The organism is Bacillus sp. TCT6 (assembly GCF_056033845.1).
Genome location: NZ_JBVYHX010000001.1, coordinates 5,242,362 through 5,265,854 on the forward strand (window position 1 = coordinate 5,242,362; position 23,493 = coordinate 5,265,854).

At 39.0% G+C, this 23,493-nt stretch carries 41 protein-coding genes; 39 read left to right on the plus strand and 2 right to left on the minus strand.

Annotated elements, in window-relative coordinates; translation table 11 throughout:
- Nucleotides 1–20 precede the first annotated feature (20 nt).
- The 37 genes from rplD (at nucleotide 21) to AC0ONG_RS27090 (ending at nucleotide 20,641) form a co-directional block, all read left to right on the plus strand.
- Nucleotides 21–644 (plus strand): 50S ribosomal protein L4, encoded by a 624-nt coding sequence (gene rplD / locus AC0ONG_RS26910; protein WP_001127258.1) that lies wholly within the window; start codon nucleotides 21–23, stop codon nucleotides 642–644.
- Complete coding sequence (gene rplW / locus AC0ONG_RS26915) at nucleotides 644–934, plus strand: 50S ribosomal protein L23 (RefSeq protein WP_001205558.1); 291 nt, start codon at nucleotides 644–646, stop codon at nucleotides 932–934. The genes rplD and rplW overlap by 1 nt, the downstream gene beginning before the upstream one ends.
- Before the next feature lie 28 nt (nucleotides 935–962).
- On the plus strand, nucleotides 963–1,793 hold the full coding sequence (gene rplB / locus AC0ONG_RS26920; RefSeq protein ID WP_000511583.1) for a 50S ribosomal protein L2: 831 nt from the start codon (nucleotides 963–965) through the stop codon (nucleotides 1,791–1,793).
- A 60-nt stretch (nucleotides 1,794–1,853) separates the two neighbouring features.
- A complete protein-coding gene (gene rpsS, locus AC0ONG_RS26925) occupies nucleotides 1,854–2,132 on the plus strand; it encodes a 30S ribosomal protein S19 (RefSeq protein ID WP_000124454.1) in 279 nt (92 codons plus the stop codon).
- Nucleotides 2,133–2,149: 17 nt separating this feature from the next.
- Nucleotides 2,150–2,491: a 50S ribosomal protein L22 gene (gene rplV, locus AC0ONG_RS26930; RefSeq protein ID WP_001148024.1), complete on the plus strand. Its 342-nt coding sequence runs from the start codon at nucleotides 2,150–2,152 to the stop codon at nucleotides 2,489–2,491.
- 3 nt (nucleotides 2,492–2,494) lie between these two features.
- Nucleotides 2,495–3,154, plus strand: coding sequence for a 30S ribosomal protein S3 (rpsC, locus tag AC0ONG_RS26935; RefSeq protein ID WP_000529956.1), 660 nt, complete (start codon nucleotides 2,495–2,497; stop codon nucleotides 3,152–3,154).
- 1 nt (nucleotide 3,155) lies between these two features.
- Entirely contained in the window at nucleotides 3,156–3,590 is a 435-nt protein-coding gene (rplP, locus tag AC0ONG_RS26940) for a 50S ribosomal protein L16 (RefSeq protein ID WP_000928969.1), read from the plus strand.
- Complete coding sequence (rpmC, locus tag AC0ONG_RS26945; RefSeq protein ID WP_000855718.1) at nucleotides 3,580–3,780, plus strand: 50S ribosomal protein L29; 201 nt, start codon at nucleotides 3,580–3,582, stop codon at nucleotides 3,778–3,780. The genes rplP and rpmC overlap by 11 nt, the downstream gene beginning before the upstream one ends.
- 20 nt (nucleotides 3,781–3,800) lie before the next feature.
- Nucleotides 3,801–4,064 (plus strand): 30S ribosomal protein S17, encoded by a 264-nt coding sequence (rpsQ, locus tag AC0ONG_RS26950; protein ID WP_000004106.1) that lies wholly within the window; start codon nucleotides 3,801–3,803, stop codon nucleotides 4,062–4,064.
- Between the two features lie 43 nt (nucleotides 4,065–4,107).
- Nucleotides 4,108–4,476: a 50S ribosomal protein L14 gene (rplN, locus tag AC0ONG_RS26955; RefSeq protein ID WP_000615912.1), complete on the plus strand. Its 369-nt coding sequence runs from the start codon at nucleotides 4,108–4,110 to the stop codon at nucleotides 4,474–4,476.
- A gap of 38 nt (nucleotides 4,477–4,514) precedes the next feature.
- Nucleotides 4,515–4,826, plus strand: coding sequence for a 50S ribosomal protein L24 (rplX, locus tag AC0ONG_RS26960; RefSeq protein WP_000558200.1), 312 nt, complete (start codon nucleotides 4,515–4,517; stop codon nucleotides 4,824–4,826).
- 26 nt (nucleotides 4,827–4,852) lie between these two features.
- Nucleotides 4,853–5,392 carry a 50S ribosomal protein L5 gene (gene rplE, locus AC0ONG_RS26965; RefSeq protein ID WP_001080829.1) on the plus strand — a complete coding sequence of 180 codons (540 nt, stop codon included), beginning with the start codon at nucleotides 4,853–4,855 and terminating at the stop codon, nucleotides 5,390–5,392.
- 33 nt (nucleotides 5,393–5,425) lie between these two features.
- Complete coding sequence (gene rpsN / locus AC0ONG_RS26970; RefSeq protein WP_001085700.1) at nucleotides 5,426–5,611, plus strand: 30S ribosomal protein S14; 186 nt, start codon at nucleotides 5,426–5,428, stop codon at nucleotides 5,609–5,611.
- Between the two features lie 29 nt (nucleotides 5,612–5,640).
- On the plus strand, nucleotides 5,641–6,039 hold the full coding sequence (gene rpsH / locus AC0ONG_RS26975; protein WP_000245511.1) for a 30S ribosomal protein S8: 399 nt from the start codon (nucleotides 5,641–5,643) through the stop codon (nucleotides 6,037–6,039).
- A gap of 32 nt (nucleotides 6,040–6,071) precedes the next feature.
- Nucleotides 6,072–6,611, plus strand: a complete 540-nt coding sequence (rplF, locus tag AC0ONG_RS26980) for a 50S ribosomal protein L6 (protein ID WP_000086551.1) — start codon at nucleotides 6,072–6,074, stop codon at nucleotides 6,609–6,611.
- A gap of 33 nt (nucleotides 6,612–6,644) precedes the next feature.
- Entirely contained in the window at nucleotides 6,645–7,007 is a 363-nt protein-coding gene (gene rplR, locus AC0ONG_RS26985; protein ID WP_000628818.1) for a 50S ribosomal protein L18, read from the plus strand.
- Between the two features lie 21 nt (nucleotides 7,008–7,028).
- On the plus strand, nucleotides 7,029–7,529 hold the full coding sequence (gene rpsE, locus AC0ONG_RS26990) for a 30S ribosomal protein S5 (protein WP_000554646.1): 501 nt from the start codon (nucleotides 7,029–7,031) through the stop codon (nucleotides 7,527–7,529).
- A gap of 13 nt (nucleotides 7,530–7,542) precedes the next feature.
- Nucleotides 7,543–7,725: a 50S ribosomal protein L30 gene (rpmD, locus tag AC0ONG_RS26995; RefSeq protein WP_001085233.1), complete on the plus strand. Its 183-nt coding sequence runs from the start codon at nucleotides 7,543–7,545 to the stop codon at nucleotides 7,723–7,725.
- A 33-nt stretch (nucleotides 7,726–7,758) separates the two neighbouring features.
- Nucleotides 7,759–8,199 (plus strand): 50S ribosomal protein L15, encoded by a 441-nt coding sequence (gene rplO / locus AC0ONG_RS27000; RefSeq protein ID WP_000766083.1) that lies wholly within the window; start codon nucleotides 7,759–7,761, stop codon nucleotides 8,197–8,199.
- Nucleotides 8,199–9,500, plus strand: coding sequence for a preprotein translocase subunit SecY (gene secY / locus AC0ONG_RS27005; RefSeq protein WP_000490118.1), 1,302 nt, complete (start codon nucleotides 8,199–8,201; stop codon nucleotides 9,498–9,500). Before rplO ends, secY begins: the two co-directional genes overlap by 1 nt.
- A gap of 54 nt (nucleotides 9,501–9,554) precedes the next feature.
- Nucleotides 9,555–10,205 (plus strand): adenylate kinase, encoded by a 651-nt coding sequence (locus AC0ONG_RS27010; protein ID WP_001048995.1) that lies wholly within the window; start codon nucleotides 9,555–9,557, stop codon nucleotides 10,203–10,205.
- Nucleotides 10,205–10,951, plus strand: a complete 747-nt coding sequence (gene map, locus AC0ONG_RS27015) for a type I methionyl aminopeptidase (protein WP_000582539.1) — start codon at nucleotides 10,205–10,207, stop codon at nucleotides 10,949–10,951. The genes AC0ONG_RS27010 and map overlap by 1 nt, the downstream gene beginning before the upstream one ends.
- A gap of 68 nt (nucleotides 10,952–11,019) precedes the next feature.
- Complete coding sequence (gene infA, locus AC0ONG_RS27020; RefSeq protein WP_001029884.1) at nucleotides 11,020–11,238, plus strand: translation initiation factor IF-1; 219 nt, start codon at nucleotides 11,020–11,022, stop codon at nucleotides 11,236–11,238.
- 35 nt (nucleotides 11,239–11,273) lie between these two features.
- Nucleotides 11,274–11,387 carry a 50S ribosomal protein L36 gene (gene rpmJ, locus AC0ONG_RS27025; protein WP_000868344.1) on the plus strand — a complete coding sequence of 38 codons (114 nt, stop codon included), beginning with the start codon at nucleotides 11,274–11,276 and terminating at the stop codon, nucleotides 11,385–11,387.
- Nucleotides 11,388–11,408: 21 nt separating this feature from the next.
- A complete protein-coding gene (gene rpsM / locus AC0ONG_RS27030; RefSeq protein ID WP_000090792.1) occupies nucleotides 11,409–11,774 on the plus strand; it encodes a 30S ribosomal protein S13 in 366 nt (121 codons plus the stop codon).
- A 24-nt stretch (nucleotides 11,775–11,798) separates the two neighbouring features.
- A complete protein-coding gene (gene rpsK, locus AC0ONG_RS27035; RefSeq protein ID WP_000101797.1) occupies nucleotides 11,799–12,188 on the plus strand; it encodes a 30S ribosomal protein S11 in 390 nt (129 codons plus the stop codon).
- A 180-nt stretch (nucleotides 12,189–12,368) separates the two neighbouring features.
- On the plus strand, nucleotides 12,369–13,313 hold the full coding sequence (locus tag AC0ONG_RS27040; protein WP_000569643.1) for a DNA-directed RNA polymerase subunit alpha: 945 nt from the start codon (nucleotides 12,369–12,371) through the stop codon (nucleotides 13,311–13,313).
- Between the two features lie 35 nt (nucleotides 13,314–13,348).
- Nucleotides 13,349–13,711, plus strand: a complete 363-nt coding sequence (gene rplQ, locus AC0ONG_RS27045; RefSeq protein WP_000331490.1) for a 50S ribosomal protein L17 — start codon at nucleotides 13,349–13,351, stop codon at nucleotides 13,709–13,711.
- A gap of 103 nt (nucleotides 13,712–13,814) precedes the next feature.
- Nucleotides 13,815–14,657: an energy-coupling factor ABC transporter ATP-binding protein gene (locus AC0ONG_RS27050; protein WP_000711763.1), complete on the plus strand. Its 843-nt coding sequence runs from the start codon at nucleotides 13,815–13,817 to the stop codon at nucleotides 14,655–14,657.
- Complete coding sequence (locus AC0ONG_RS27055; RefSeq protein WP_000406529.1) at nucleotides 14,633–15,514, plus strand: energy-coupling factor ABC transporter ATP-binding protein; 882 nt, start codon at nucleotides 14,633–14,635, stop codon at nucleotides 15,512–15,514. The genes AC0ONG_RS27050 and AC0ONG_RS27055 overlap by 25 nt, the downstream gene beginning before the upstream one ends.
- On the plus strand, nucleotides 15,502–16,296 hold the full coding sequence (locus AC0ONG_RS27060; RefSeq protein WP_001186530.1) for an energy-coupling factor transporter transmembrane component T family protein: 795 nt from the start codon (nucleotides 15,502–15,504) through the stop codon (nucleotides 16,294–16,296). Before AC0ONG_RS27055 ends, AC0ONG_RS27060 begins: the two co-directional genes overlap by 13 nt.
- A 14-nt stretch (nucleotides 16,297–16,310) precedes the next feature.
- Nucleotides 16,311–17,054 (plus strand): tRNA pseudouridine(38-40) synthase TruA, encoded by a 744-nt coding sequence (gene truA, locus AC0ONG_RS27065; RefSeq protein ID WP_002084072.1) that lies wholly within the window; start codon nucleotides 16,311–16,313, stop codon nucleotides 17,052–17,054.
- 152 nt (nucleotides 17,055–17,206) lie between these two features.
- Nucleotides 17,207–17,644, plus strand: coding sequence for a 50S ribosomal protein L13 (rplM, locus tag AC0ONG_RS27070; protein WP_001260795.1), 438 nt, complete (start codon nucleotides 17,207–17,209; stop codon nucleotides 17,642–17,644).
- A gap of 21 nt (nucleotides 17,645–17,665) precedes the next feature.
- Entirely contained in the window at nucleotides 17,666–18,058 is a 393-nt protein-coding gene (gene rpsI / locus AC0ONG_RS27075; RefSeq protein ID WP_000079986.1) for a 30S ribosomal protein S9, read from the plus strand.
- A gap of 162 nt (nucleotides 18,059–18,220) precedes the next feature.
- Nucleotides 18,221–18,649, plus strand: coding sequence for a DUF2521 family protein (locus tag AC0ONG_RS27080; RefSeq protein ID WP_001101005.1), 429 nt, complete (start codon nucleotides 18,221–18,223; stop codon nucleotides 18,647–18,649).
- Nucleotides 18,650–18,715: 66 nt separating this feature from the next.
- The gene (gene cwlD, locus AC0ONG_RS27085) at nucleotides 18,716–19,429 is read left to right on the plus strand and encodes an N-acetylmuramoyl-L-alanine amidase CwlD (protein WP_000822437.1); all 714 of its coding nucleotides are present in this window, start codon (nucleotides 18,716–18,718) and stop codon (nucleotides 19,427–19,429) included.
- Between the two features lie 144 nt (nucleotides 19,430–19,573).
- Nucleotides 19,574–20,641: an Mrp/NBP35 family ATP-binding protein gene (locus AC0ONG_RS27090; RefSeq protein WP_000256624.1), complete on the plus strand. Its 1,068-nt coding sequence runs from the start codon at nucleotides 19,574–19,576 to the stop codon at nucleotides 20,639–20,641.
- Nucleotides 20,642–20,809: 168 nt separating this feature from the next.
- Here AC0ONG_RS27090 and gerD read toward each other — a convergent pair whose 3' ends face one another.
- Nucleotides 20,810–21,427 (minus strand): spore germination lipoprotein GerD, encoded by a 618-nt coding sequence (gerD, locus tag AC0ONG_RS27095; protein WP_000821601.1) that lies wholly within the window; start codon nucleotides 21,425–21,427, stop codon nucleotides 20,810–20,812.
- Nucleotides 21,428–21,566: 139 nt separating this feature from the next.
- Between gerD and kbaA the strand changes: the two genes are divergently transcribed.
- Nucleotides 21,567–22,178 (plus strand): KinB signaling pathway activation protein KbaA, encoded by a 612-nt coding sequence (gene kbaA, locus AC0ONG_RS27100; protein ID WP_001088533.1) that lies wholly within the window; start codon nucleotides 21,567–21,569, stop codon nucleotides 22,176–22,178.
- Between the two features lie 119 nt (nucleotides 22,179–22,297).
- On the opposite strand, the gene pdaB is transcribed toward kbaA, so the two are convergent.
- Nucleotides 22,298–23,062 (minus strand): polysaccharide deacetylase family sporulation protein PdaB, encoded by a 765-nt coding sequence (gene pdaB / locus AC0ONG_RS27105; protein WP_000464716.1) that lies wholly within the window; start codon nucleotides 23,060–23,062, stop codon nucleotides 22,298–22,300.
- A 170-nt stretch (nucleotides 23,063–23,232) separates the two neighbouring features.
- Here pdaB and AC0ONG_RS27110 point away from each other — a divergent pair, with 170 nt between their 5' ends.
- Nucleotides 23,233–23,451 carry a hypothetical protein gene (locus AC0ONG_RS27110; RefSeq protein ID WP_000901146.1) on the plus strand — a complete coding sequence of 73 codons (219 nt, stop codon included), beginning with the start codon at nucleotides 23,233–23,235 and terminating at the stop codon, nucleotides 23,449–23,451.
- Nucleotides 23,452–23,493: the final 42 nt, after the last annotated feature.

Consider the following 23,493-nt stretch of genomic DNA (forward strand, 5'->3'; position numbering starts at 1 on the left):
AATAGGAAGGAGGAATTCCAATGCCAAAAGTTACTGTATATAACCAAACTGGTTCACAGGTTGGTGAAATCGAATTAGCTGAAGCTATTTTCGGTATCGAACCAAATGAAGCTGTACTTTTCGAAGCTGTAATGATGCAACGTGCATCTTTACGTCAAGGTACACACAAAGTAAAAACTCGTTCTGAAGTTCGCGGTGGTGGTCGTAAACCATGGCGTCAAAAAGGAACTGGACGTGCTCGTCAAGGGTCTATCCGTTCTCCTCAATGGCGTGGTGGTGGTACGGTATTCGGACCTACACCAAGAAGCTATGCGTACAAACTTCCTAAGAAGGTTCGTCGTTTAGCAATTAAATCTGCATTAGCTACTAAAGTAGTTGAGAACAACATTGTAGTTCTTGAAGACCTAGTATTAAATGCACCAAAAACAAAAGACATGCTAGCAGTACTTAAAGGATTAACTGTTGAGAAGAAAGCTCTTATCGTAACTGCTGATGCAAACGAATCTGTAGAGTTATCTGCTCGCAATATCCCTGGAGTAACAGTAATCACTGCTGATGGCGTAAACGTTTTAGACGTGCTTCATCATGATAAGCTAATCATGACAAAAGCGGCAGTGGAAAAAGTAGAGGAGGTGCTTGCATAATGAGAGATCCTCGTGATATCATTAAGCGCCCAGTTATCACTGAACGTTCTATGGAAATGATGGCTGAAAAAAAATACACGTTCGATGTGGACGTTAAATCTAATAAAACAGAAGTTAAAGATGCTCTTGAAGCGATCTTTGGTGTTAAAGTAGAAAAAGTGAACATCATGAACTACAAGCCGAAAGCAAAACGCGTTGGTCGTCACGCTGGTTTTACTAGCCGTCGTCGTAAAGCAATCGTTAAGCTAACTGCTGACAGCAAAGAAATCGAAATCTTCCAAGGCGTTTAATTCTTACTAAAGAAGGAGGGAAATTGAGATGGGAATTAAAAAGTATAATCCAACTACTAACGGTCGTCGTAATATGACTACGAATGATTTCGCTGAAATCACGACTGACAGACCCGAAAAGTCTTTACTTGCTCCTTTAAGCAAGAAGGCTGGTCGTAATAACCAAGGTAAAATTACTGTACGTCATCAAGGTGGCGGACATAAGCGTCAATACCGTATCATCGACTTTAAGCGTAACAAAGATGGAATTCCAGGACGCGTTGCTACGATCGAATACGATCCAAACCGCTCTGCGAATATCGCATTAATTAACTACGTTGACGGTGAAAAACGTTACATTCTTGCTCCTAAATCATTAGAAGTAGGTATGGAAGTTATGTCTGGCCCAGAAGCTGACATCAAAATCGGTAACGCATTACCATTAATCAACATTCCAGTAGGTACTGTTGTTCATAACATCGAGCTTAAGCCTGGTCGTGGCGGACAATTAGTTCGTTCTGCTGGTACATCTGCTCAAGTACTTGGTAAAGAAGGTAAATACGTACTTGTACGTTTAACTTCTGGTGAAGTACGTCTTGTATTATCTGCTTGTCGCGCTTCAATCGGTCAAGTAGGTAACGAACAACATGAACTTATCAAAATCGGTAAAGCAGGTCGCTCTCGCTGGTTAGGTAAACGCCCAACAGTTCGTGGTTCTGTAATGAACCCGGTTGATCACCCACACGGTGGTGGTGAAGGTCGTTCTCCAATCGGACGTAAGTCTCCAATGTCTCCATGGGGTAAACCAACTCTTGGATTCAAGACTCGTAAGAAAAACAAAGCGTCTGACAAATTTATCGTTCGTCGTCGTAAAAAATAATGGGATTGTAGTACGGTTCATTTCTAGAACCGTACGCCAATCACGAAGGGAGGCACCAAAATGGCTCGTAGCTTAAAAAAAGGACCATTTGTCGATGATCACTTAATGAGCAAAATGGAAAAATTAGTTGCATCTGAGCAAAAACAAGTTGTTAAAACTTGGTCTCGCCGTTCAACAATCTTCCCTCAGTTCATCGGACACACAATCGCTGTATATGATGGTCGTAAACACGTACCTGTGTACATCACTGAGGATATGGTTGGCCATAAGTTAGGTGAATTCGCACCAACTCGTACGTATAAAGGTCACCTTGCTGACGATAAGAAAACTAGAAGATAATGAGAGGAGGCACTTCAATGCAAGCTAAAGCAGTAGCGAGAACAGTTCGTATTGCTCCTCGTAAAGTTCGTTTAGTAGTAGACTTAATCCGAGGTAAGCAAGTGGGTGAAGCGATTGCTATCCTTAACCACACACCAAAAACTGCTTCTCCAGTTGTAGAAAAAGTTTTAAAATCTGCAATCGCAAATGCAGAGCACAATTATGAGATGGATATTAACAACCTAGTTGTTGAAAAAGTCTTCGTTGACGAAGGTCCAACGTTGAAACGTTTCCGTCCACGTGCAATGGGTCGTGCAAGCCAAATTAACAAACGCACAAGCCACATCACAGTTGTGGTATCAGAAAAGAAGGAGGGATAATCGATGGGTCAAAAGGTTAATCCAATTGGTCTTCGTGTCGGTGTTATCCGTGACTGGGAATCTCGTTGGTTCGCTGAGAAAGATTACGCTACATTATTACATGAAGACATCAAAATCCGTGAGTACATTAATGTACGCTTAAAAGATTCTGCTGTTGCTAAAGTAGAAATCGAACGTGCAGCAAATCGTGTAAATGTTACAATTCACACTGCAAAACCTGGTATGGTAATTGGTAAAGGTGGTACTGAAGTTGAAGCACTTCGTAAAGCTCTTAACCAATTAACAGGCAAGCGTGTACACATCAACATTTTAGAAGTTAAGAGAGCTGATCTTAACGCTAAATTAGTAGGCGAAAACATCGCTCGTCAATTAGAAAACCGTGTATCATTCCGTCGTGCACAAAAGCAAGTTATTCAACGTGCTATGCGTGCAGGTGCTAAAGGTATTAAAACACAGGTTTCTGGTCGTCTTGGCGGAGCTGATATCGCTCGTGCAGAATCTTACAGTGAAGGAACTGTTCCACTTCATACACTTCGCGCTGATATTGACTATGCAGCAGTTGAAGCTGATACAACATACGGTAAATTAGGCGTAAAAGTATGGATCTACCGTGGAGAAGTCCTTCCTACAAAAAAGAAAGCTTCTGAGGAAGGAGGAAAATAATATGTTAATGCCAAAACGCGTAAAATATCGTAGAGAGCATCGTGGTAAAATGCGTGGTCGTGCTAAAGGTGGAACTGAAATTGCTTTCGGTGAATTCGGTTTACAAGCACAAGCTGCTTCATGGATTACAAACCGTCAAATCGAAGCTGCTCGTCGTGCAATGACTCGTTACATGAAACGTGGCGGTAAAGTATGGATTAAAATTTTCCCTTCTAAACCTTACACTGCAAAACCTCTAGAAGTACGTATGGGTTCCGGTAAAGGGGCACCAGAAGGCTGGGTAGCAGTAGTAAAACCTGGGAAAATTATGTTCGAAATCGCGGGTGTATCTGAAGAGGTAGCACGCGAAGCATTACGTCTTGCAGCTCACAAGTTACCTGTGAAATGTAAATTCGTAAAACGTGAAGAAAATGGTGGTGAATCTAATGAAAACTAATGATATTCGTGAATTAACCACTGCCGAAATCGAAACAAAAGTTAAAGCTTTAAAGGAAGAGTTGTTTAATCTTCGCTTCCAACTTGCTACAGGACAATTAGAGAATCCAACTCGCATTCGTGAAGTGCGTAAAGCAATTGCTCGTATGAAAACTGTAGTTCGTGAAAGAGAGATCGGAATTAATCGATAAATTGAGGGGAGGTTTGCATAGTGAGCGAACGTAACCAACGCAAAGTTTATACTGGTCGTGTAGTGTCTGACAAAATGGACAAAACGATTACAGTTTTAGTTGAAACTTACAAAACTCATTCCTTGTACGGAAAACGTGTTAAGTATTCTAAGAAGTACAAAGCCCATGATGAGCAAAACCAAGCGAAACTTGGCGATATCGTTAAAATCATGGAAACTCGCCCGCTTTCTGCTACTAAGCGTTTCCGTTTAGTTGAAATCGTTGAAGAAGCGGTTATTATCTAAATAGACGAATCGGAATTTTTAGTCCGAAGGGAGGTTTCATAACATGATCCAACAAGAATCTCGTTTGAAAGTTGCTGACAACTCTGGTGCACGTGAACTTTTAACAATTAAAGTATTAGGCGGCTCTGGTCGTAAATATGCTAACATTGGTGACATTATCGTTGCTACGGTAAAACAAGCAACACCAGGTGGCGTTGTTAAAAAAGGTGACGTTGTTAAAGCAGTAGTAGTACGTACGAAGAGCGGAGCTCGTCGTCCGGACGGTTCTTACATCAAATTTGATGAAAACGCAGCGGTTATCATTAAAGACGATAAGAGCCCACGTGGTACTCGTATCTTCGGACCAGTAGCTCGTGAATTACGTGATAGCAACTTCATGAAGATCGTTTCTTTAGCTCCAGAAGTTCTATAATTTAAGGTATTGCCTTGCTAAGGAGGTGCAGAATTAAGATGCATGTAAAAAAAGGTGATAAAGTACAGGTAATCACTGGTAAAGACAAAGGAAAACAAGGCGTTATCCTTGTGGCTTTCCCAAAGCAAAACCGTGTTATCGTTGAGGGTGTTAACATCGTTAAAAAACACTCTAAGCCATCTCAATTAAATCCACAAGGTGGAATTATTACTAAAGAAGCACCTATTCACGTTTCTAACGTTATGATTTTAGATCCGAAAACAGGTGAACCTACTCGCGTAGGCTTCAAAGTAGAAGATGGTAAAAAAGTTCGTATTGCAAAAAAATCTGGTGAATTATTAGATAAATAATTTTCTTAAGAAAGGAGGTCACTTCATTGAATCGCCTTAAAGAGAAGTTCCAAAAGGAAATTACTCCTGCTCTAGTGAGCAAGTTTAACTATAAATCTGTGATGGAAGTACCGAAAATCGAAAAGATCGTAATCAACACTGGTGTTGGTGACGCGGTATCTAACTCAAAAGCTTTAGACAATGCAGTAGAAGAATTAACACAAATCGCAGGTCAAAAACCTGTTGTAACTCGTGCTAAAAAATCAATCGCTGGTTTCCGTCTTCGTGAAGGTATGCCAATCGGTGCGAAAGTAACTTTACGCGGCGAGCAAATGTATGAGTTCTTCGACAAATTAGTATCGGTTTCTTTACCACGTGTACGTGATTTCCGTGGTGTTTCTAAGAAATCATTCGATGGTCGTGGGAACTACACATTAGGTGTTAAAGAGCAACTTATCTTCCCTGAGATTGATTATGATAAAGTAAGCAAAGTACGCGGTATGGACATCGTAATCGTTACTACAGCGAAAACTGATGAAGAAGCTCGTGAACTTTTAACACAATTCGGTATGCCATTCCAAAAATAATGGAAGCCAACGCTAAGTAGAGGAGGCGAAAACGTGGCTAAAAAATCTATGATAGCGAAACAAAAGCGTACTCCTAAGTTTAAAGTACAAGAGTATACACGTTGCGAACGCTGCGGTCGTCCGCATTCTGTATACCGCAAATTTAAACTTTGCCGTATTTGTTTCCGTGAACTTGCATATAAAGGTCAAATTCCTGGTGTTAAAAAAGCTAGTTGGTAAAACCCACAAATGGGAAGGAGGTAAAACACATGGTGATGACAGATCCAATTGCAGACATGCTTACTCGCATCCGTAATGCGAACATGGTACGTCATGAGAAATTAGAGGTTCCTGCTTCTAAAATCAAAAAAGAGATCGCTGAACTTTTAAAACGTGAAGGTTTCATTCGTGATGTAGAATACATCGAGGATAACAAACAAGGTATCCTTCGTATTTTCCTGAAATATGGTGCAAACAATGAACGTGTAATCACTGGATTAAAACGTATCAGTAAACCTGGCTTACGCGTTTACGCTAAAGCTGACGAAGTACCACGTGTACTTAACGGATTAGGTATCGCTCTTGTTTCTACATCTAAGGGAGTAATGACAGACAAAGACGCTCGTCAATTACAAACTGGTGGAGAAGTAGTAGCATACGTTTGGTAATATATATTTAAAACGAACGGAGGTGTGACCACATGTCTCGTATTGGTAAAAAGATTCTTGAAATCCCTGCAGGTGTTACTATTACAATTGCAGAAGACAATACTGTAACAGTAAAAGGCCCTAAAGGTGAATTAACTCGTAAATTCAATGCTGATATGTCTATCAAAATTGAAGAAAATACACTAACAGTTGAGCGTCCATCTGAACAGAAGGAACACCGTGCATTACACGGTACAACTCGTGCTTTAATCGGAAACATGGTTGAAGGTGTAACTGCAGGTTTCGCACGCGGACTTGAATTAGTCGGTGTTGGTTACCGTGCTCAAAAACAAGGAGATAAACTTGTTTTAAGCGTAGGTTATTCTCATCCAGTAGAAATGACTCCGGAAGCAGGTCTTGAAGTTGAAGTACCTGCACCAACTAAAATCGTAATTAAAGGTATCGACAAGCAACGTGTTGGCGAATTTGCTGCTAACATCCGTGCTGTACGTGCTCCTGAGCCTTACAAAGGTAAAGGTATTCGTTACGAAGGCGAAGTTGTTCGTCGTAAAGAAGGTAAAACTGCTAAGTAAACCCGTTAGGTGAGAGAAAGGAGTGACAAGAAAATGATCACTAAAGCTGATAAAAATGCGACTCGTAAGAAAAGACATGCACGTGTACGTGCTAAACTTACTGGTACTGCAGAGCGTCCACGTTTAAACGTGTTCCGTTCTAACCAACATATTTACGCTCAAGTTATTGATGATGTGAATGGTGTAACGTTAGTAAGTGCATCTACTCTTGATAAAGACCTTGCTCTTAACGGTACTAGCAATACTGAAGCTGCTACGAAAGTTGGAGAATCAGTTGCTAAGCGTGCTGTAGAGAAAGGCGTTAAAGAAGTAGTATTCGATCGCGGTGGTTACTTATACCATGGCCGTGTTAAAGCTCTAGCTGAAGCTGCTCGTGAGGCTGGATTACAATTTTAATGGTCAAAGGAGGGAAAATTGATGCATCGCATTGACCCAAGTAAATTAGAACTTGAAGAACGTGTAGTTACGATAAATCGTGTCGCGAAAGTTGTTAAGGGTGGTCGTCGTTTCCGCTTTGCTGCACTAGTTGTAGTTGGCGATAAAAACGGTCATGTTGGATTCGGTACTGGTAAAGCACAAGAGGTACCAGACGCAATTCGCAAAGCTATCGAAGACGCTAAGAAAAATTTAATCGCTGTACCATTAGTTGGTACAACAATTCCACACACAATCAACGGTCACTTTGGAGCTGGTGAAGTATTCTTAAAACCTGCTGCTGAGGGTACTGGTGTTATTGCTGGTGGACCTGTTCGTGCGGTTCTTGAATTAGCTGGTGTACAAGATATTCTTTCGAAATCTCTTGGTTCTAACACACCAATCAACATGATTCGCGCTACTGTGAACGGATTAAGCGAACTTAAGCGCGCTGAAGATGTTGCAAAATTACGCGGTAAATCTGTAGAAGAGCTACTAGGTTAAGGAGGGAAAACAAATGGCGAAAAAGTTAGAAATTACCCTCACTCGTAGTGTAATTGGTCGTCCACAAGATCAACGTGCGACGGTAGAAGCTTTAGGTCTTAAAAAGTTGAATTCAACTGTAGTTAAGGAAGAAACTCCTGCTATTCTTGGTATGATCAACAAAGTTTCTCACCTTTTAACTGTAAAAGAAGCTTAAGGATAACTCATTAATATAAGGAGGTGCCTGGGAATGAAACTTCATGAATTAAAACCTGCAGAAGGTTCTCGTAAAGTACGTAACCGTGTCGGTCGTGGTATCGGTTCTGGTAACGGTAAAACTGCTGGTAAAGGTCATAAAGGACAAAACGCACGTTCTGGTGGCGGTGTTCGTCTTGGCTTCGAAGGTGGTCAAACTCCATTATTCCGTCGTTTACCAAAACGCGGCTTCACAAACATTAACCGTAAAGAGTTTACTATTGTAAACTTATCAACGTTAAATCGTTTTGAAGATGGTACAGAAGTAACACCTGAATTATTGCTGGAAACTGGCGTTATCAGCAAGTTAAACGACGGTGTTAAAATTCTTGCAAGCGGAGCAGTAGAGAAAAAACTAACTGTTAAAGCGCACAAGTTCTCTTCAAGTGCTAAAGAAGCAATTGAAGCAGCTGGCGGATCAGTTGAGGTGATCTAATGTTTCGTACAATCTCCAACTTTATGCGCGTTGCTGAGATAAGACGTAAAATATTATTCACTTTAGCGATGTTAATCGTATTCAGGATTGGCACGTTTATCCCAGTGCCATTTACAAATGGAGACGTACTGAAAGCACAAGACCAATTAAATGCTTTAGGCATCCTAAATACATTTGGCGGTGGCGCCTTGAAAAACTTCTCCATCTTCGCGATGGGAATCATGCCGTATATTACAGCATCCATCATCGTGCAATTATTGCAGATGGATGTTGTTCCTAAATTTTCGGAATGGTCGAAGCAAGGTGAAATGGGCCGTCGTAAACTAACGCAATTCACGCGTTACTTTACAATTGTTCTTGCGTTTATTCAGGGGTTTGGTATGTCAATCGGTTTTAACGGTATGGTAGGTGGGCAATTAATTTTGAATCCTGGTTGGAGCACTTATTTATACATTGCTACGGTACTGACTGCTGGTACTGCATTTTTAATGTGGTTAGGCGAACAGATTACAGCTAAAGGTGTAGGTAATGGTATTTCCATCCTTATCTTTGGCGGTATTGCTGCAGCGATCCCAAGTGTTATATCTCAAGTGTATCAACAACAGTTTCAAAATATCGGAGATCAATTGTTCATGAGTATCGTTAAAGTTGCATTGATTTTACTAGCTGTGCTAGCAGTTATTGTTGGTGTTATTTTCATTCAACAAGCTGTTAGAAAGATCCCAATTCAATACGCGAAGCGTGTAACAGGAGGGAATGGGAATCATGCTGGAGCACAAAACACACATTTACCGCTTAAGGTAAATAGTGCGGGTGTTATTCCAGTCATTTTTGCTGTTTCATTCTTAATTACGCCTCCAACTATTGCACAGTTCTTCCCGAAACATGATGTATCGCAGTGGATTATTGCAAACTTTAACTATTCTCACCCAGTGGGAATGATCATATATGTTGCGCTCATTGTAGCCTTCACATATTTCTATGCATTTGTTCAGGTTAATCCAGAGCAAATGTCAGAGAATCTAAACAAGCAAGGTGGATATGTTCCAGGTATTCGTCCGGGTAAGAATACAGAACAATATCTAACAAAAATCTTGTATCGTTTGACCTTTGTAGGATCAATTTTCCTAGCAGCGATTGCAATCTTACCAGTTATTTTTACGAAATTGGGAAATCTTCCTCCATCTGCACAGATTGGTGGAACGAGTATGTTAATCGTTGTCGGCGTTGCTTTAGAAACAATGAAGCAGCTAGAAAGCCAACTGGTAAAACGCCATTACAAAGGGTTTATCAAGCAGTGAGTAAGTGGGAAGAACTATCTTCCCTACATGCTCATGTACTGAGGGGGAACAAGGATGAACTTAATTTTAATGGGGCTTCCTGGTGCTGGTAAAGGTACACAAGCCGAACAGATTGTAGCCAAGTATAACATCCCTCACATTTCAACAGGAGATATGTTCCGTGCAGCTATGAAGGCTGAAACTGAAATGGGTCTACAAGCAAAATCTTTTATTGATAAAGGTGCACTTGTTCCAGATGAAGTTACAATCGGAATTGTTCGTGAACGTTTAAGTCAAGAAGACTGCGTAAGAGGTTTCTTACTAGACGGTTTCCCACGAACTGTTGCACAAGCATCAGCTCTTGAAGAGATTATGAAAGATCTTGGCAAAAAAATCGACTATGTTTTAAACATTAATGTGGATTCAGGGTTGTTATTAAAACGCCTTACAGGCCGTCGCATTTGTAAAGAGTGCGGTGCGACTTACCACTTAGAATTCAATCCACCAGCAAAAGCTGATGTGTGCGATAAATGTGGTGGCGAATTATACCAACGTTCTGATGACAATGAAGAAACTGTAGCAAATCGTTTAGATGTAAATATTAAGCAAACAAAACCTTTGCTTGATTTCTACGACGAGCTTGGTTACTTAAAAAGCATTAATGGTGAGCAAGATATCAATAAAGTATTTGCTGATATCGATGTTCTCATCGGAGGCTTAGCGTAATGATCATCTGCAAAACTCCTCGCGAGATAGAAATCATGCGAGAAGCTGGCAGAATCGTTGCTTTAACTCATCAAGAGTTGAAACAGCACATTACTCCAGGAATTACAACGAAAGAGCTCGATCAAATAGCGGAAAAGACGATTCAAAAATATGGTGCTACGCCATCTTTTAAAGGATACAACGGATTTCCGGGGAGCATATGTGCTTCTGTAAATGAAGAGCTTGTACACGGAATTCCAGGAAAGCGCAAGCTCAAAGAGGGCGATATCATCAGTATCGATATTGGTGCGAAATACAATGGGTACCATGGAGATTCTGCATGGACGTATCCAGTTGGAAACATTTCTGAATCTGTTCAAAAGCTACTTGATGTCACAGAAAAATCGTTGTATCTTGGTCTAGAACAAGTAAAACCAGGCGAGAGATTATCAAATATCTCACATGCGGTTCAAACCCATGCTGAAGAGAATGGATTCTCGATCGTTAGGGAGTATGTTGGTCACGGAATCGGGCAAGACTTACATGAGGACCCTCAAATCCCGCACTATGGTCCACCAAATAGAGGCCCTAGATTAAAGCCGGGAATGGTCATCTGTGTTGAGCCGATGGTGAATCAAGGAAGACGATATGTAAAAACACTATCTGATGACTGGACAGTGGTAACGGTAGATGGTAAATGGTGTGCCCATTTTGAGCACACGATTGCTCTTACAGAAGCAGGATACGAAATCCTTACCACTTTATAAGTAGCTGGCTCTCCGGGATTTCAGAGCAGTGTAAAATGTTACTGATTTGAAGAAGGGAGAACTATTGAATGGCTAAAGATGATGTAATTGAAGTCGAAGGTACCGTTCTTGAAACGTTGCCAAATGCTATGTTCAAAGTAGAATTAGAGAATGGGCATGTCGTATTGGCTCACGTTTCTGGTAAAATCCGTATGAACTTCATTCGTATTTTACCAGGAGACAAAGTTACGGTAGAATTATCTCCGTACGATTTAAATCGTGGTCGTATTACGTACCGTTTTAAATAATATAGCACTCCGTAATCTTTAAGGAGGTTCGAGACATGAAAGTAAGACCGTCAGTTAAACCAATCTGCGAAAAATGTAAAGTTATTCGTAGACGTGGAAAAGTAATGGTTATTTGTGAAAACCCTAAACATAAACAAAAACAAGGTTAATCAGAAGGAGGTGCATTCAGAATGGCACGTATCGCAGGTGTAGATATTCCTCGAGACAAACGCGTTGTTATTTCTTTAACTTACGTATTCGGCATTGGTCGCACAACTGCTGAAAAAATTCTTACTGAAGCTGGTATTTCTTCAGAAACACGAGTTCGTGATTTAACGGAAGACGAATTAGGACGTATCCGTGATGTTATCGATCGTATTAAAGTTGAGGGAGACCTTCGTCGTGAAGTATCTCTTAACATTAAACGTCTAATGGAGATCGGTTCTTACCGTGGTCTTCGTCACCGTCGTGGTTTACCAGTTCGTGGTCAAAATTCTAAAAACAATGCTCGTACACGTAAAGGTCCACGTCGTACAGTAGCAAATAAAAAGAAATAATAAGTAAAGGAGGTTGAACTAACAATGGCACGTAAAACAAACACTCGTAAAAAACGTGTGAAAAAGAATATCGAAGCTGGTATAGCTCATATTCGTTCTACTTTCAACAACACAATCGTAACACTTACAGATACTCACGGTAACGCACTTTCTTGGTCTAGTGCTGGTGCACTTGGTTTCCGTGGATCTCGTAAATCTACTCCATTCGCTGCGCAAATGGCTGCTGAAGCTGCTGCTAAAGTTGCAATGGAGCACGGTTTAAAAACTTTAGAGGTTACTGTTAAAGGTCCTGGTGCTGGTCGTGAAGCTGCAATTCGTGCTCTTCAAGCTGCAGGTCTAGAAGTAACAGCAATTAGAGATGTTACTCCAGTTCCTCATAATGGATGTCGTCCGCCAAAACGTCGTCGTGTGTAATTTTTCTGTATAGAATTTTCCCTTTTGTCTATAATGGATATGATGCATTATCGAGAAATTTCGTACAGAAACATCGCTTGTTGTGCACAATCGGGAACTGCCTAAGGGGGACTTTCGGTTAGACAGGGGTTATACCTTTGTTTAACCGGGGTTTCGACGTTTTGAAGGAGGGTTTAGTTAATGATTGAAATCGAAAAGCCGAAAATCGAAACGGTTGAACTTAACGAAGATGCTAAATATGGTAAATTCGTAATTGAACCGCTTGAGCGTGGATATGGTACTACTTTGGGTAACTCCTTACGTCGTATTCTTTTATCCTCACTCCCTGGTGCCGCTGTTACTGCTATCCAAATCGATGGCGTATTACATGAATTTTCAACAGTTGAGGGCGTAGTAGAAGACGTTACGACGATCATCTTAAACTTGAAAAAGTTAGCTCTTAAAATCTACTCTGAAGAAGAGAAGACGTTGGAAATTGATGTGCAGGGCGAAGGTATTGTCACAGCTGCTGATATTACTCACGATAGTGATGTAGAAATCTTAAATCCAGATTTACACATTGCAACGTTAGCAAAAGATGCGCATTTCCGCGTGCGTTTAACTGCAAAGCGTGGCCGTGGGTATACGCCAGCTGATGCAAATAAAAGCGAAGATCAACCAATAGGAGTAATTCCTATTGATTCTATTTATACTCCAGTATCACGTGTGACTTACCAAGTGGAAAAGACACGTGTCGGACAAGTGGCTAATTATGATAAGCTTACGCTTGATGTATGGACGGATGGAAGCATCGGGCCAAAAGAAGCTATCTCTTTAGGTGCCAAAATCTTAACTGAGCATTTAAATATCTTTGTTGGTTTAACTGATGAAGCACAAAATGCTGAGATTATGGTCGAGAAGGAAGAAGATCAAAAAGAGAAAGTTCTTGAGATGACTATCGAAGAACTAGACCTTTCTGTTCGTTCTTATAATTGCCTAAAACGTGCAGGAATTAATACTGTACAAGAGCTTGCGAACAAAACAGAAGAAGATATGATGAAAGTTCGTAACTTAGGACGTAAATCCTTAGAAGAAGTTAAACATAAACTTGAGGAATTAGGTTTAGGTTTACGTAAAGACGACTGAGGATTTAAACCCATGAACAAAGGAGGGAACTACGAATGGCATACAGAAAATTAGGCCGTACAAGTGCGCAACGTAAAGCTATGTTACGTGACTTAGCTACTGATTTAATTATCAACGAGCGCATCCAAACGACAGAAACTCGTGCAAAAGAACTTCGTTCTGTAGTGGAAAAAATGATCACTTTAGGTAAACGCGGAGATCTTCATGCTCGTCGTCAAGCAGCAGCTTTCATTCGCAATGAAGTAGCTAACGCTGAGACTGGTCAAGATGCACTTCAAAAATTATTCGCTGATGTAGCTCCACGCTATGCTGAGCGCCAAGGCGGATACACTCGTATTGCAAAAATTGGTCCACGTCGCGGAGACGCAGCACCAATGGTAATTATCGAGTTAGTATAATGATAATTAAAAGGGCAGGACAGTTCTTTTCAAGAAACTGGTCATGGCCCTTTTTTTTAAATATAAAAATAGGCGAGCTTGGCGAAGGAAAGGGTGCCTTCTATTGAAAAAAGAGAAACTTCGGATAGGAAATATATCATTTCAATATCCTGGGGCAGCCACGTATGCATTAAAAGATGTTTCATTTTCCTTATATGAGGGAGAATGGGTATCTATTATTGGACAAAACGGTTCAGGAAAGTCTACACTTGCAAAATTATTGAATGGTTTGTTTTTGCCGGAAGCAGGGACTATTACAGTAAATGATTCAATGGTTTTATCAGAGGAAACGGTATGGGATGTTCGAAAACAAATTGGAATGGTATTTCAAAATCCAGATAATCAATTTGTTGGAACAACAGTGCAAGATGATGTTGTATTTGGTTTAGAGAATATCGGAATGCCAAGAGAACAAATGATTGAAAGATTAGAACAGGCCTTACGACTTGTCCGTATGGAAGATTTTCTTAATGATGAGCCTCATTCCTTATCTGGTGGGCAAAAACAGCGAGTGGCAATAGCGGGCGTTTTAGCACTTCAGCCATCTATTTTAATATTAGATGAAGCAACGTCAATGTTAGATCCTCAAGGAAGACGTGAAGTAGTAGAAACGGTTAGACAACTTGTTAATCAAAAAGGTATTACCGTGTTATCAATTACGCACGATTTAGAAGAAGCGGCGCAGTCAGATCGTGTCATTATTTTAAATAAGGGAGAAATATTAGAGGAAGGGACTCCAGAGAAAATTTTCAAGTCCTCTCATATGCTCCAAGAAATTGGCTTAGATGTACCGTTTTCGGTGAAAATAGCAGAATTATTAAAAAGAAATGAAATTCTTTTGCAAAATACGCATCTTACAATGGAAAGCTTGGTGAACGAACTTTGGAGATTACATTCCAAAAAGTAGAACATCGTTATCAATATAAAACTCCATTTGAAAGACGCGCACTTTATGATGTAGACGTGTCGTTTCCAAGTGGGGGCTATTATGCCATTATCGGTCATACTGGTTCAGGTAAGTCGACGATGATTCAACATTTAAATGGTTTATTGCAGCCGACAAATGGTACAGTTCAAATTGGTGAACATTTGATTTCGGCAGGAAAGAAAGAAAAAAAGCTAAAGCCACTACGTAAAAAAGTAGGGGTTGTCTTTCAATTCCCGGAACATCAGTTGTTTGAAGAAACTGTGGAGAAAGATATTTGCTTCGGACCTACTAATTTCGGGGTATCTGGAGACGAAGCGAAGCAAAAGGCTAGAGAGGCAATAGAACTTGTAGGGCTAGAACCGGAACTGTTAACACGTTCTCCGTTCGAATTAAGTGGTGGACAAATGAGACGTGTTGCTATAGCGGGTGTACTGGCAATGGAACCTGAAGTGCTTGTATTAGATGAACCTACAGCAGGTCTAGATCCAAAAGGGCAGAACGAACTTATGCAGATGTTTTATAAGTTGCATAAGGAGAAAGGGCTTACAGTTATCCTTGTAACGCATAATATGGAAGATGCTGCTCAGTATGCGGAACAAATTGTAGTTATGCATAAAGGAACGGTCTTTTTGCAAGGAAGTGCAGAGGAAGTATTTTCACATGCTGATGAACTAGAGAAAATTGGTGTGGATCTTCCTATGTCATTAAAGTATAAACGTGCAATTGAAGAGAAGTTTGGTATTTCAATTCCAAAGGCTACCTTATCTTTAGAGGATCTTACTCATGAAGTTGTGCAGGTGTTACGAAAAGGTGGTCATGAATCATGCAGCAGTTGATTATTGGGAGATATATCCCGGGGAATTCACTTATTCATCAACTTGATCCACGTACGAAGCTGCTGATTGTCTTTTTATATGTATTTGTTGTTTTCTTAGCAAATAATGCGATTTCATATGGATTTTTATTTTTATATGCACTCATTGCTTTATTTTTTGCAAAAGTGCCGATTCGTTATGTACTTTCGGGCTTAAAACCAATTTTATGGATTTTTCTTTTTACATTTTTCCTGCATATTTTTACAAATAAAGAGGGGGATGTACTACTCCAGCTTGGTTGGTTTTCGATACATGAAAAAGGATTAGAGCAAGGGATATACATTTCTGTACGGTTCTTCGTTATTATTTTAATGACGACATTATTAACGTTAACGACGACACCTATTGAAATTACAGATGGTTTGGAGACGTTATTAAAGCCATTGAAGCGTATAAAGGTTCCTGTTCATGAAATCGCATTAATGATGTCAATTTCTCTTCGTTTTATCCCGACATTAATGGATGAAACGAGTAAAATAATGAAAGCACAAGCATCACGTGGTATTGATTTCGCTGGTGGACCGATAAAAGATAGAATGAAAGCTATTATCTCACTGCTCGTTCCTCTGTTTATCAGTGCTTTTAAGCGTGCAGAGGACTTAGCTATTGCGATGGAAGCTCGTGGATATCAAAGTGGTGAAGGACGTACTAAATTTAGGCAACTACGCTGGAAAACAAGCGATACAGTAACGATTGTAAGCTTATTTTGTTTAGCTTGTATTTTGGCATGGGTGCGATCGTAATGGAGAATAGAGAAATGGATAGAATAAAATGTACGGTTGCATATGATGGTATGCATTTTTGTGGTTATCAAATTCAGCCGAAGCATCGTACTGTTCAACAGGAGATAGAAAAAGCATTACAGAAATTGCATAAGGGAGAACTTGTTCGTGTTCAGGCGTCTGGTAGAACAGATTCTACGGTTCATGCAAAAGGGCAAGTAATACACTTTGATACTCCTTTGTCTCTTGAGGAGTGGCAATGGAATAACGCTTTAAATACAATGTTGCCAGATGATATTGTTATTAGGCGAGTAGAGAAAAAAACAGAAGAATTTCATGCACGTTACGGTGTTGAGAAAAAAGAATATCGTTATCGTGTATTATTATCAAAGACTGCGGATGTATTCCGTAGAAATTACGTATATCAATATCCATATCCGCTCGAAATCAATTCTATAAGAAAAGCAATTCCTTATTTTATTGGAACGCATGATTTCACTTCTTTTTGCTCGGCAAAAACTGACAAAAAAGATAAAGTGCGAACAATTTATGAAATCGAGTTAATTGAGCAAGATGATGAATTAATTTTTCGTTTTGTAGGTAATGGATTTTTATATAATATGGTCAGAATTATTGTTGGTACGTTACTTAACGTAGGGCAAGGAAAGCTTGATCCTGATAGCATTCCAGAGATTTTAGCGAAACAAAATCGTCAGTTTGCTGGAAAGATGGCTCCAGGTCATGGGCTTTACCTATGGGAGGTAAACTATAACAACTAATCCTGGTGTAACATTTGCTTGACATTAGAAACTCAAAAGTATATCATAACATATGGTATTGTTTCTAAAACCACGATTAGCCCCGGAAGGAAATCGTGTTTAAGATAAACAATAGATTTTTTCTATGGAAAAGATAACGAGGAGGGAAACACATGCGTACGACTTTTATGGCAAAAGCTAACGAAGTTGAGCGTAAATGGTATGTGGTTGATGCTGAAGGTCAAACTTTAGGTCGCCTATCTACTGAAGTAGCATCCATTTTACGTGGTAAAAACAAACCTACATTTACACCACACGTTGACACGGGTGATCATGTAATTATTATTAACGCTGAGAAAATTCATTTAACAGGTAATAAATTAAACGATAAAATTTACTACCGTCACACTAACCACCCAGGTGGACTTAAGCAAAGAACAGCTCTTGAAATGCGTACAAACTACCCTGTACAAATGTTAGAGCTTGCAATTAAAGGCATGCTTCCAAAAGGACGCTTAGGCCGTCAAGTTTCTAAGAAACTTAACGTGTATGCTGGAGCAGAGCATCCACACCAAGCACAAAAACCAGAAGTTTACGAACTTCGCGGATAATTAATTAAAGGAGGGCTTACTTTGGCACAGGTTCAATACTATGGCACTGGACGTCGTAAGAGTTCAGTAGCGCGCGTACGCCTAGTTCCAGGCGAAGGACGCGTTATCATTAACGGTCGTGATTTTGAAAACTATATCCCATTTGCTGCATTACGTGAAGTAGTGAAACAACCTCTAGTTGCAACAGAAACTTTAGGTAACTACGATGTACTTGTAAACGTAAATGGTGGTGGATACACTGGTCAAGCTGGTGCTATTCGTCACGGTATTTCTCGCGCTTTATTAAAAGCTGATCCAGAATACCGTCTAACACTAAAACGTGCAGGTCTATTAACTCGTGACGCACGTATGAAAGAGCGTAAAAAATACGGTCTTAAAGGCGCACGTCGTGCACCTCAGTTCTCAAAACGTTAATTTTTGCGAACTACAAACCCCAACCATTTTGGTTGGGGTTTTTTTGTGTTTCATTCCTCTTTTACAATTTTTTTAGCTTGGAATATTTTAGTGCTACGGCCTCGCGTATGCTTCTTCTTTAGAAGTTTAGACTAATACGTATTAGGGAGGTTTATAAGTACTATGAATGTCATTGTCAGCTTACAAGAAAAACAAAAAGAAAAGCAGTTAAAATACGAGCGGAAGATGCTGCGAGAATTATCATTAAAAACATTGCGCTCAAATATTCGTGATGCCTTTCAAATGCAAGAGCTTCATCGTCAGTATGAAGATTACTGTATTGAATTAGGGATAGAATCTTATTTATTAGGAGCGAGATATAGTAAATTTGGTTATTATGGTGAATCGTTTTTTGATGTGAAATATAGAGCTTTAGAAGAAGAACAACAATTAACTGAAACGCTATTTCAATTTTTAACGAGTATGACTATGCGAGAAATAAAGTTGAAAGATGAGGAATTACTTTTTGAATCTTGTCAGCAGTTTATAGGATTGTGGTGGCAAGAAGGGTATGAAAAAGGTGAAAGAAGATATCGATTAAAGCTTCATTAAGACAAGCATAAACTTTCCTCTTGTCCCATATAAGTAATTAGAGGGACTAGCTGGAGGAGGAAAGGTATGAAGAGAATTCGAATTATCTCTTTTGCACTCGCTGCGGTTGTTTTGTTTTTTTTAGTCAAACAAGAATTTCAAATCACAAAATCGTGGCGAGCTTGGAATTTACCCTTATCAGGGAAAGTAATCGTATTAGATGCTGGGCATGGTGGACCAGATGGAGGGGCTGTTGGTGGAAAGGATATTATAGAAAAGGATATTACGCTTGAAATTACAAAAAAGGTACAAGACTATTTACAAGAACAAGGTGCACTAGTTATTTTAACGCGTGAGGGAGATTATGATTTAGCTAACAAAGATACAAAGTCATATAGTAGACGTAAAGCGGAGGATTTAAAAAAACGTGTAGAAATCATCAATAAACCAGATATAGACTTTTTTGCAAGCATTCATTTAAATGCTTTAACTAGTAGTGGATCGAAAGGCGCACAAACATTCTACTATCGCTCTTCAATTGAAAATGAACGTGCTGCTAAATTTATACAGGCTGAATTGAGAACGAGTTTAGAAAATACGAATCGTTCTGCTAAAACAATTTCTCACGTATACTTATTGAAGTATGCGAAAACACCAGGTGCTTTAATTGAAGCCGGCTTTTTATCGAATGTGAACGAAAGGTATATGTTAAATTCGGAGAAATATCAACAGAAGGTAGCAGCTGCAATATACCGTGGTATATTGCGTTATTTCACGGAAAAAGGAAATCCTCCAGAATAAGGAGGATTTTTTTGAGTTTCTCTCGTTAACGAAGTTTTCGGAAAATATGTTATACTGGAAATGTAAACGCATTAATTTGAAGAATAAACAAAGATGAATTCAATTAACATTACGTTATTTTTCATACAGGGGGCTGGGTTAATTATGGTAACGAAAGAACAAGTGGTTGAAGCGTTAGAAGGGATTGTAGATCCGTTTTTACATAAAACATTAAAAGAAACAAGTGCAATTAAAGAGGTAACAGTCAAGCCTGAGAAGGAACATGTGAGTGTCAAAATTGCAATCGTAAAAACTGGTACAGCGGAACAAATGCAGTTGCAGTCTGGAATTGTAAAGTTAGTAAAAGAACTTGGAGCAGCAACAGTTGGACTTCGTTTTGCAGAATTTACAGAAGAGGAATTAGCTCAGTTTGCACCAGAACAAGAAGCAGAGCAAAGTGAATCTTTATTGTCACCAAATTCAAAAACGACATTCTTAGCAGTAGCGAGTGGAAAAGGTGGCGTGGGAAAATCAACCGTTTCCGTTAACCTTGCAGTTGCTTTAGCTCGTTTAGGAAAAAAAGTTGGTATTATTGATGCGGACATTTACGGTTTTAGTGTGCCAGACATGATGGGGATAGAAAAACGTCCCATCGTAAGAGGTGACAAGATAATTCCGGTGGAACGTTTAGGTGTAAAGGTAATCTCAATGGGCTTCTTTGTAGAGGATAATGCACCAGTTATTTGGAGAGGACCTATGCTTGGGAAAATGTTAAACCACTTCTTCACAGAAGTGGAATGGGGCGATTTAGATTATTTAGTACTAGATTTACCACCAGGAACAGGTGATGTTGCGTTAGATGTGCACTCAATGTTGCCATCTTGCAAAGAGATTATTGTAACGACGCCTCATCCAACAGCTGCGTTTGTAGCAGCGCGTGCTGGAGCGATGGCATTACGCACTGAACATAGTATTCTCGGTGTTGTTGAGAACATGGCATATTTTGAAAGTAAGGTAACTGGTGAGAAAGAATATGTATTTGGAAAAGGCGGGGGAGATAAGTTGGCTACCGAACTACAAACGAATGTTCTTGGTCGTATTCCGCTGCAACAACCTGATTGGAATAAAGAAGACTTTGCTCCTTCAGTATATGAAGATACACATACAACCGGCATTATTTATAGTAAAATAGCCGAAGTGGTAATTGATAAAACAGCTGTTACACAAAAATAAAGTGAAACTTTAATCAGTGGAGTTCATCTGTTACTGGCAACAATAAGGGTTTTGTTACTAGTAAACTTTTCGCTTAACTAGAGGGCCATTTTGTCTGTTAATAGCAAGATAAAGTAATAACGAGTGGACAATTTATACATTGTCCACTCGTTATTATAGTTATTATTTTCACTGTTCTTCCTTCTTCTCGCCTTGAGAACCACCGTCACCGCCTGCTTCTTTCTTATCAGATCCACCTTTTTCAGCCTTTTGTACACCTTTACTAATGATATCAATCATCTTGGATTGGAAGAGTGGACTTTCAGCAGTTTCTGTTAGTACTTGTTGTAGATATTGACGGTATTCTTTACTCTTCATTGTTTGTAACATCATTTTTTCTACTTCAGGATTTTTCATGATTTCTATAACGCCTGCTTGGTATTCAGGGTCTTTTAATAAGGTTTTCATTAATTGGGTTTGTTCTTTCCCCATACTTTTAGCAAACTTCGATGAGAACTCAGGATCTTTAAAGAGCTTTTCCCAGAATTGTTGCCCTTTATCGGATACCATTGCATCTTCAATCGTTTTCTTTACTACTGTTTCATCTAGTATGAGTGCTTGTTTCATTTTTTCATCAGTTAATACATCTTGAATAGCTTTCTTACCTTGATCTGTTTTTAAAATATCAACAATCATTTTCTTTGTTTGATCGTAATCTAGTTCGGATTTCGTTTCTTTTCCTTGTGCGCATGCTACAAGTGCGATAAGTAGAAAAGAAGAAACGAAAATGAATAGTATCCGTTTCATAAGTTGGAACTCCTTTCAGCACAGTTCTCTCTTTTTAATATAAATATCTTTAAGGAATTTATACATGAACATGGCTAGCTTTTTGAAATTGTCATTGATACAATTTAATTAGAAATATAAGGATAATGGGGGATGTGTTGTGAATAGCCGCAAGTGGGTACGACTATTTTTAACGACGTTGTTTCTTGGTGGGATTAGCACAGTTATTATTGGTTTTGTTTTGGAGTGGGACAGGTACAATGAATTTTTTCAAAATTTCGACGTTAAGGAGATTTTAGCGGTATCTTTCTGGTTGATGGGTGTAGGATTTATTTTTAGCGTTATAAGTCAAATGGGATTCTTTGCATATTTAACAATCCATCGTTTTGGATTAGGGATGTTTCGCTCATCGTCTTTATGGAATGCAGTCCAGCTCTTCTTTATTGCATTCGTATTATTTGATTTTGTGTATTTAAGGTCTGTACTTATTGCAAATGGGGAAGTCTCATTGGGGAATAACATACTTGTTGCTGGAATTTTATTTGTGTTTGGAGCAATTGTTGCTTATGTAAAAAGTAAAGAAACAAATAAAAAAGCATTTGTGCCAGCTCTGTTCTTTATGGTTGTTGTAACAATTCTTGAATGGGTACCGGCGCTTCGGATTAATGATACAGATTGGTTATATTTAATGGTTATACCGCTATTGTTATGTAATGCATATCAATTACTTGTATTACATCGTTTAATCGGAAAAACGAGTAAACCTGCTTAATAGAGAGAGGTTTTATACACCGGCAGTTATATTACTGGAAATGGTGTGATTAAAAAAGCTCTACCACCTTCTTGAAAGGTAGTAGAGCTTTTTATACGTGAAGAGTAGTAGGGACGAAGCTATTTCACATCTTCACTTTTCGTACTTGTGTTGGAAATAAGTTGTGATACGGATATTTGCTCATATCCATCACTTTTTAATTTTTGCAGGAGCAGCGGTAAAGCTCTATTTGTTTGAAGGGCAGAATCGGATGCGTGTAATAAGACAATATCTCCACCTTTCAAATTATTAGAGACGGTGGAAACGATGTGGTTTACACCTGGGTTTTTCCAATCGTTTGAATTATTACTCCAATGCACGACGGTGTATCCAAGTGATTCTGCAATTTTAAGGGTTGCCTTGTTAAATTCGCCACTAGGTGGACGTAACAGTTTGACTTGTTTTACACCAAGTTTTGTAAAAACATCTTGTGCTCGTAAAAGGTCTCGTCTTATTTCATTCGTCTCTAGAGAAGTATAAGATGTGTAATTGTAACCCATACTACCGATTTCGTGTCCATCTTTCATGATGCGCTCTACAATATCGGGGTGTCTTTCGGCCCATGCAGCAGAAAGGAAGAAGGTTGCATTCTTAATTTCTCTTTCTTTAAGAGTATCAAGGATTGGAATTGCTTTTTTGTCTCCCCAACTAATATCAAACGTAAATGCAACTTGCTTTTTAGCGGTATCTCCTTTGTAAATTACTTTAGGGCCTGTAGCAGTTGAAAAAGCAGATTCATGTGAATATGTTTTTAAAAAGAGTAGCCATGCTGTAAATAAGGAAAGTATCACTATTAAGCTAATGTGTTTAAAAGTTCTTTTACTCGTAATAAAAAAGAAAAACATAATATTACGCCCCTTTGTCCAATCCTTTTCAGTTACATATATGCTGGAAATATAAAAAAGAGAACAAAGGATTAATATCGTAAGTAGTGGATATAATGAATGATAGGATTGTAATAAGTGAAAATGAGCGGAACGTTTATTGTTACGTAAGGAATTATTGAGGTGATCATTTGCTTGGGCTGATGTTGACAAAAGAAGAGAGAAAAGAGATGGAATACATATTAAAGAGAGAGTTAGAGGAACTTTTATTTGATTTTGAAGATGAGCGTATTCATGAAGTTGTAAAAAAGGCGATGGAAGAAAGATATAAAATCATTTTTTGTTTGTTTCGGAGAGTTGCTAACGCAGAGGAATGTATTCGTTATGTAAGAAGAAGAACTTTTTATTAAAAAGTATTGACGTTAATAGTTTGTATATGGTAAATTAATAAA

Excerpts from the sequence above, each read along its gene's own strand:
- gerD (WP_000821601.1), bottom strand. The coding sequence starts at position 21,427 with ATGAAACGGATACTATTCATTTTCGTTTCTTCTTTTCTACTTATCGCA.
- rplD (WP_001127258.1), top strand. The coding sequence starts at position 21 with ATGCCAAAAGTTACTGTATATAACCAAACTGGTTCACAGGTTGGTGAA.
- pdaB (WP_000464716.1), bottom strand. The coding sequence starts at position 23,062 with ATGTTTTTCTTTTTTATTACGAGTAAAAGAACTTTTAAACACATTAGC.
- rpmJ (WP_000868344.1), top strand. The coding sequence starts at position 11,274 with ATGAAAGTAAGACCGTCAGTTAAACCAATCTGCGAAAAATGTAAAGTT.
- rpsS (WP_000124454.1), top strand. The coding sequence starts at position 1,854 with ATGGCTCGTAGCTTAAAAAAAGGACCATTTGTCGATGATCACTTAATG.
- AC0ONG_RS27010 (WP_001048995.1), top strand. The coding sequence starts at position 9,555 with ATGAACTTAATTTTAATGGGGCTTCCTGGTGCTGGTAAAGGTACACAA.
- AC0ONG_RS27090 (WP_000256624.1), top strand. The coding sequence starts at position 19,574 with ATGGTAACGAAAGAACAAGTGGTTGAAGCGTTAGAAGGGATTGTAGAT.
- rplN (WP_000615912.1), top strand. The coding sequence starts at position 4,108 with ATGATCCAACAAGAATCTCGTTTGAAAGTTGCTGACAACTCTGGTGCA.
- secY (WP_000490118.1), top strand. The coding sequence starts at position 8,199 with ATGTTTCGTACAATCTCCAACTTTATGCGCGTTGCTGAGATAAGACGT.
- rpsK (WP_000101797.1), top strand. The coding sequence starts at position 11,799 with ATGGCACGTAAAACAAACACTCGTAAAAAACGTGTGAAAAAGAATATC.
- AC0ONG_RS27080 (WP_001101005.1), top strand. The coding sequence starts at position 18,221 with ATGAATGTCATTGTCAGCTTACAAGAAAAACAAAAAGAAAAGCAGTTA.
- rplP (WP_000928969.1), top strand. The coding sequence starts at position 3,156 with ATGTTAATGCCAAAACGCGTAAAATATCGTAGAGAGCATCGTGGTAAA.
- rplQ (WP_000331490.1), top strand. The coding sequence starts at position 13,349 with ATGGCATACAGAAAATTAGGCCGTACAAGTGCGCAACGTAAAGCTATG.
- truA (WP_002084072.1), top strand. The coding sequence starts at position 16,311 with ATGGATAGAATAAAATGTACGGTTGCATATGATGGTATGCATTTTTGT.
- rpsE (WP_000554646.1), top strand. The coding sequence starts at position 7,029 with ATGCATCGCATTGACCCAAGTAAATTAGAACTTGAAGAACGTGTAGTT.
- rplB (WP_000511583.1), top strand. The coding sequence starts at position 963 with ATGGGAATTAAAAAGTATAATCCAACTACTAACGGTCGTCGTAATATG.
- rplW (WP_001205558.1), top strand. The coding sequence starts at position 644 with ATGAGAGATCCTCGTGATATCATTAAGCGCCCAGTTATCACTGAACGT.
- rpmD (WP_001085233.1), top strand. The coding sequence starts at position 7,543 with ATGGCGAAAAAGTTAGAAATTACCCTCACTCGTAGTGTAATTGGTCGT.
- cwlD (WP_000822437.1), top strand. The coding sequence starts at position 18,716 with ATGAAGAGAATTCGAATTATCTCTTTTGCACTCGCTGCGGTTGTTTTG.
- rplO (WP_000766083.1), top strand. The coding sequence starts at position 7,759 with ATGAAACTTCATGAATTAAAACCTGCAGAAGGTTCTCGTAAAGTACGT.
- rpsH (WP_000245511.1), top strand. The coding sequence starts at position 5,641 with ATGGTGATGACAGATCCAATTGCAGACATGCTTACTCGCATCCGTAAT.
- rplV (WP_001148024.1), top strand. The coding sequence starts at position 2,150 with ATGCAAGCTAAAGCAGTAGCGAGAACAGTTCGTATTGCTCCTCGTAAA.
- AC0ONG_RS27060 (WP_001186530.1), top strand. The coding sequence starts at position 15,502 with ATGCAGCAGTTGATTATTGGGAGATATATCCCGGGGAATTCACTTATT.
- AC0ONG_RS27040 (WP_000569643.1), top strand. The coding sequence starts at position 12,369 with ATGATTGAAATCGAAAAGCCGAAAATCGAAACGGTTGAACTTAACGAA.
- rplX (WP_000558200.1), top strand. The coding sequence starts at position 4,515 with ATGCATGTAAAAAAAGGTGATAAAGTACAGGTAATCACTGGTAAAGAC.
- rplF (WP_000086551.1), top strand. The coding sequence starts at position 6,072 with ATGTCTCGTATTGGTAAAAAGATTCTTGAAATCCCTGCAGGTGTTACT.
- rplR (WP_000628818.1), top strand. The coding sequence starts at position 6,645 with ATGATCACTAAAGCTGATAAAAATGCGACTCGTAAGAAAAGACATGCA.
- rplM (WP_001260795.1), top strand. The coding sequence starts at position 17,207 with ATGCGTACGACTTTTATGGCAAAAGCTAACGAAGTTGAGCGTAAATGG.
- rpsC (WP_000529956.1), top strand. The coding sequence starts at position 2,495 with ATGGGTCAAAAGGTTAATCCAATTGGTCTTCGTGTCGGTGTTATCCGT.
- rpsM (WP_000090792.1), top strand. The coding sequence starts at position 11,409 with ATGGCACGTATCGCAGGTGTAGATATTCCTCGAGACAAACGCGTTGTT.
- map (WP_000582539.1), top strand. The coding sequence starts at position 10,205 with ATGATCATCTGCAAAACTCCTCGCGAGATAGAAATCATGCGAGAAGCT.
- infA (WP_001029884.1), top strand. The coding sequence starts at position 11,020 with ATGGCTAAAGATGATGTAATTGAAGTCGAAGGTACCGTTCTTGAAACG.
- rpmC (WP_000855718.1), top strand. The coding sequence starts at position 3,580 with ATGAAAACTAATGATATTCGTGAATTAACCACTGCCGAAATCGAAACA.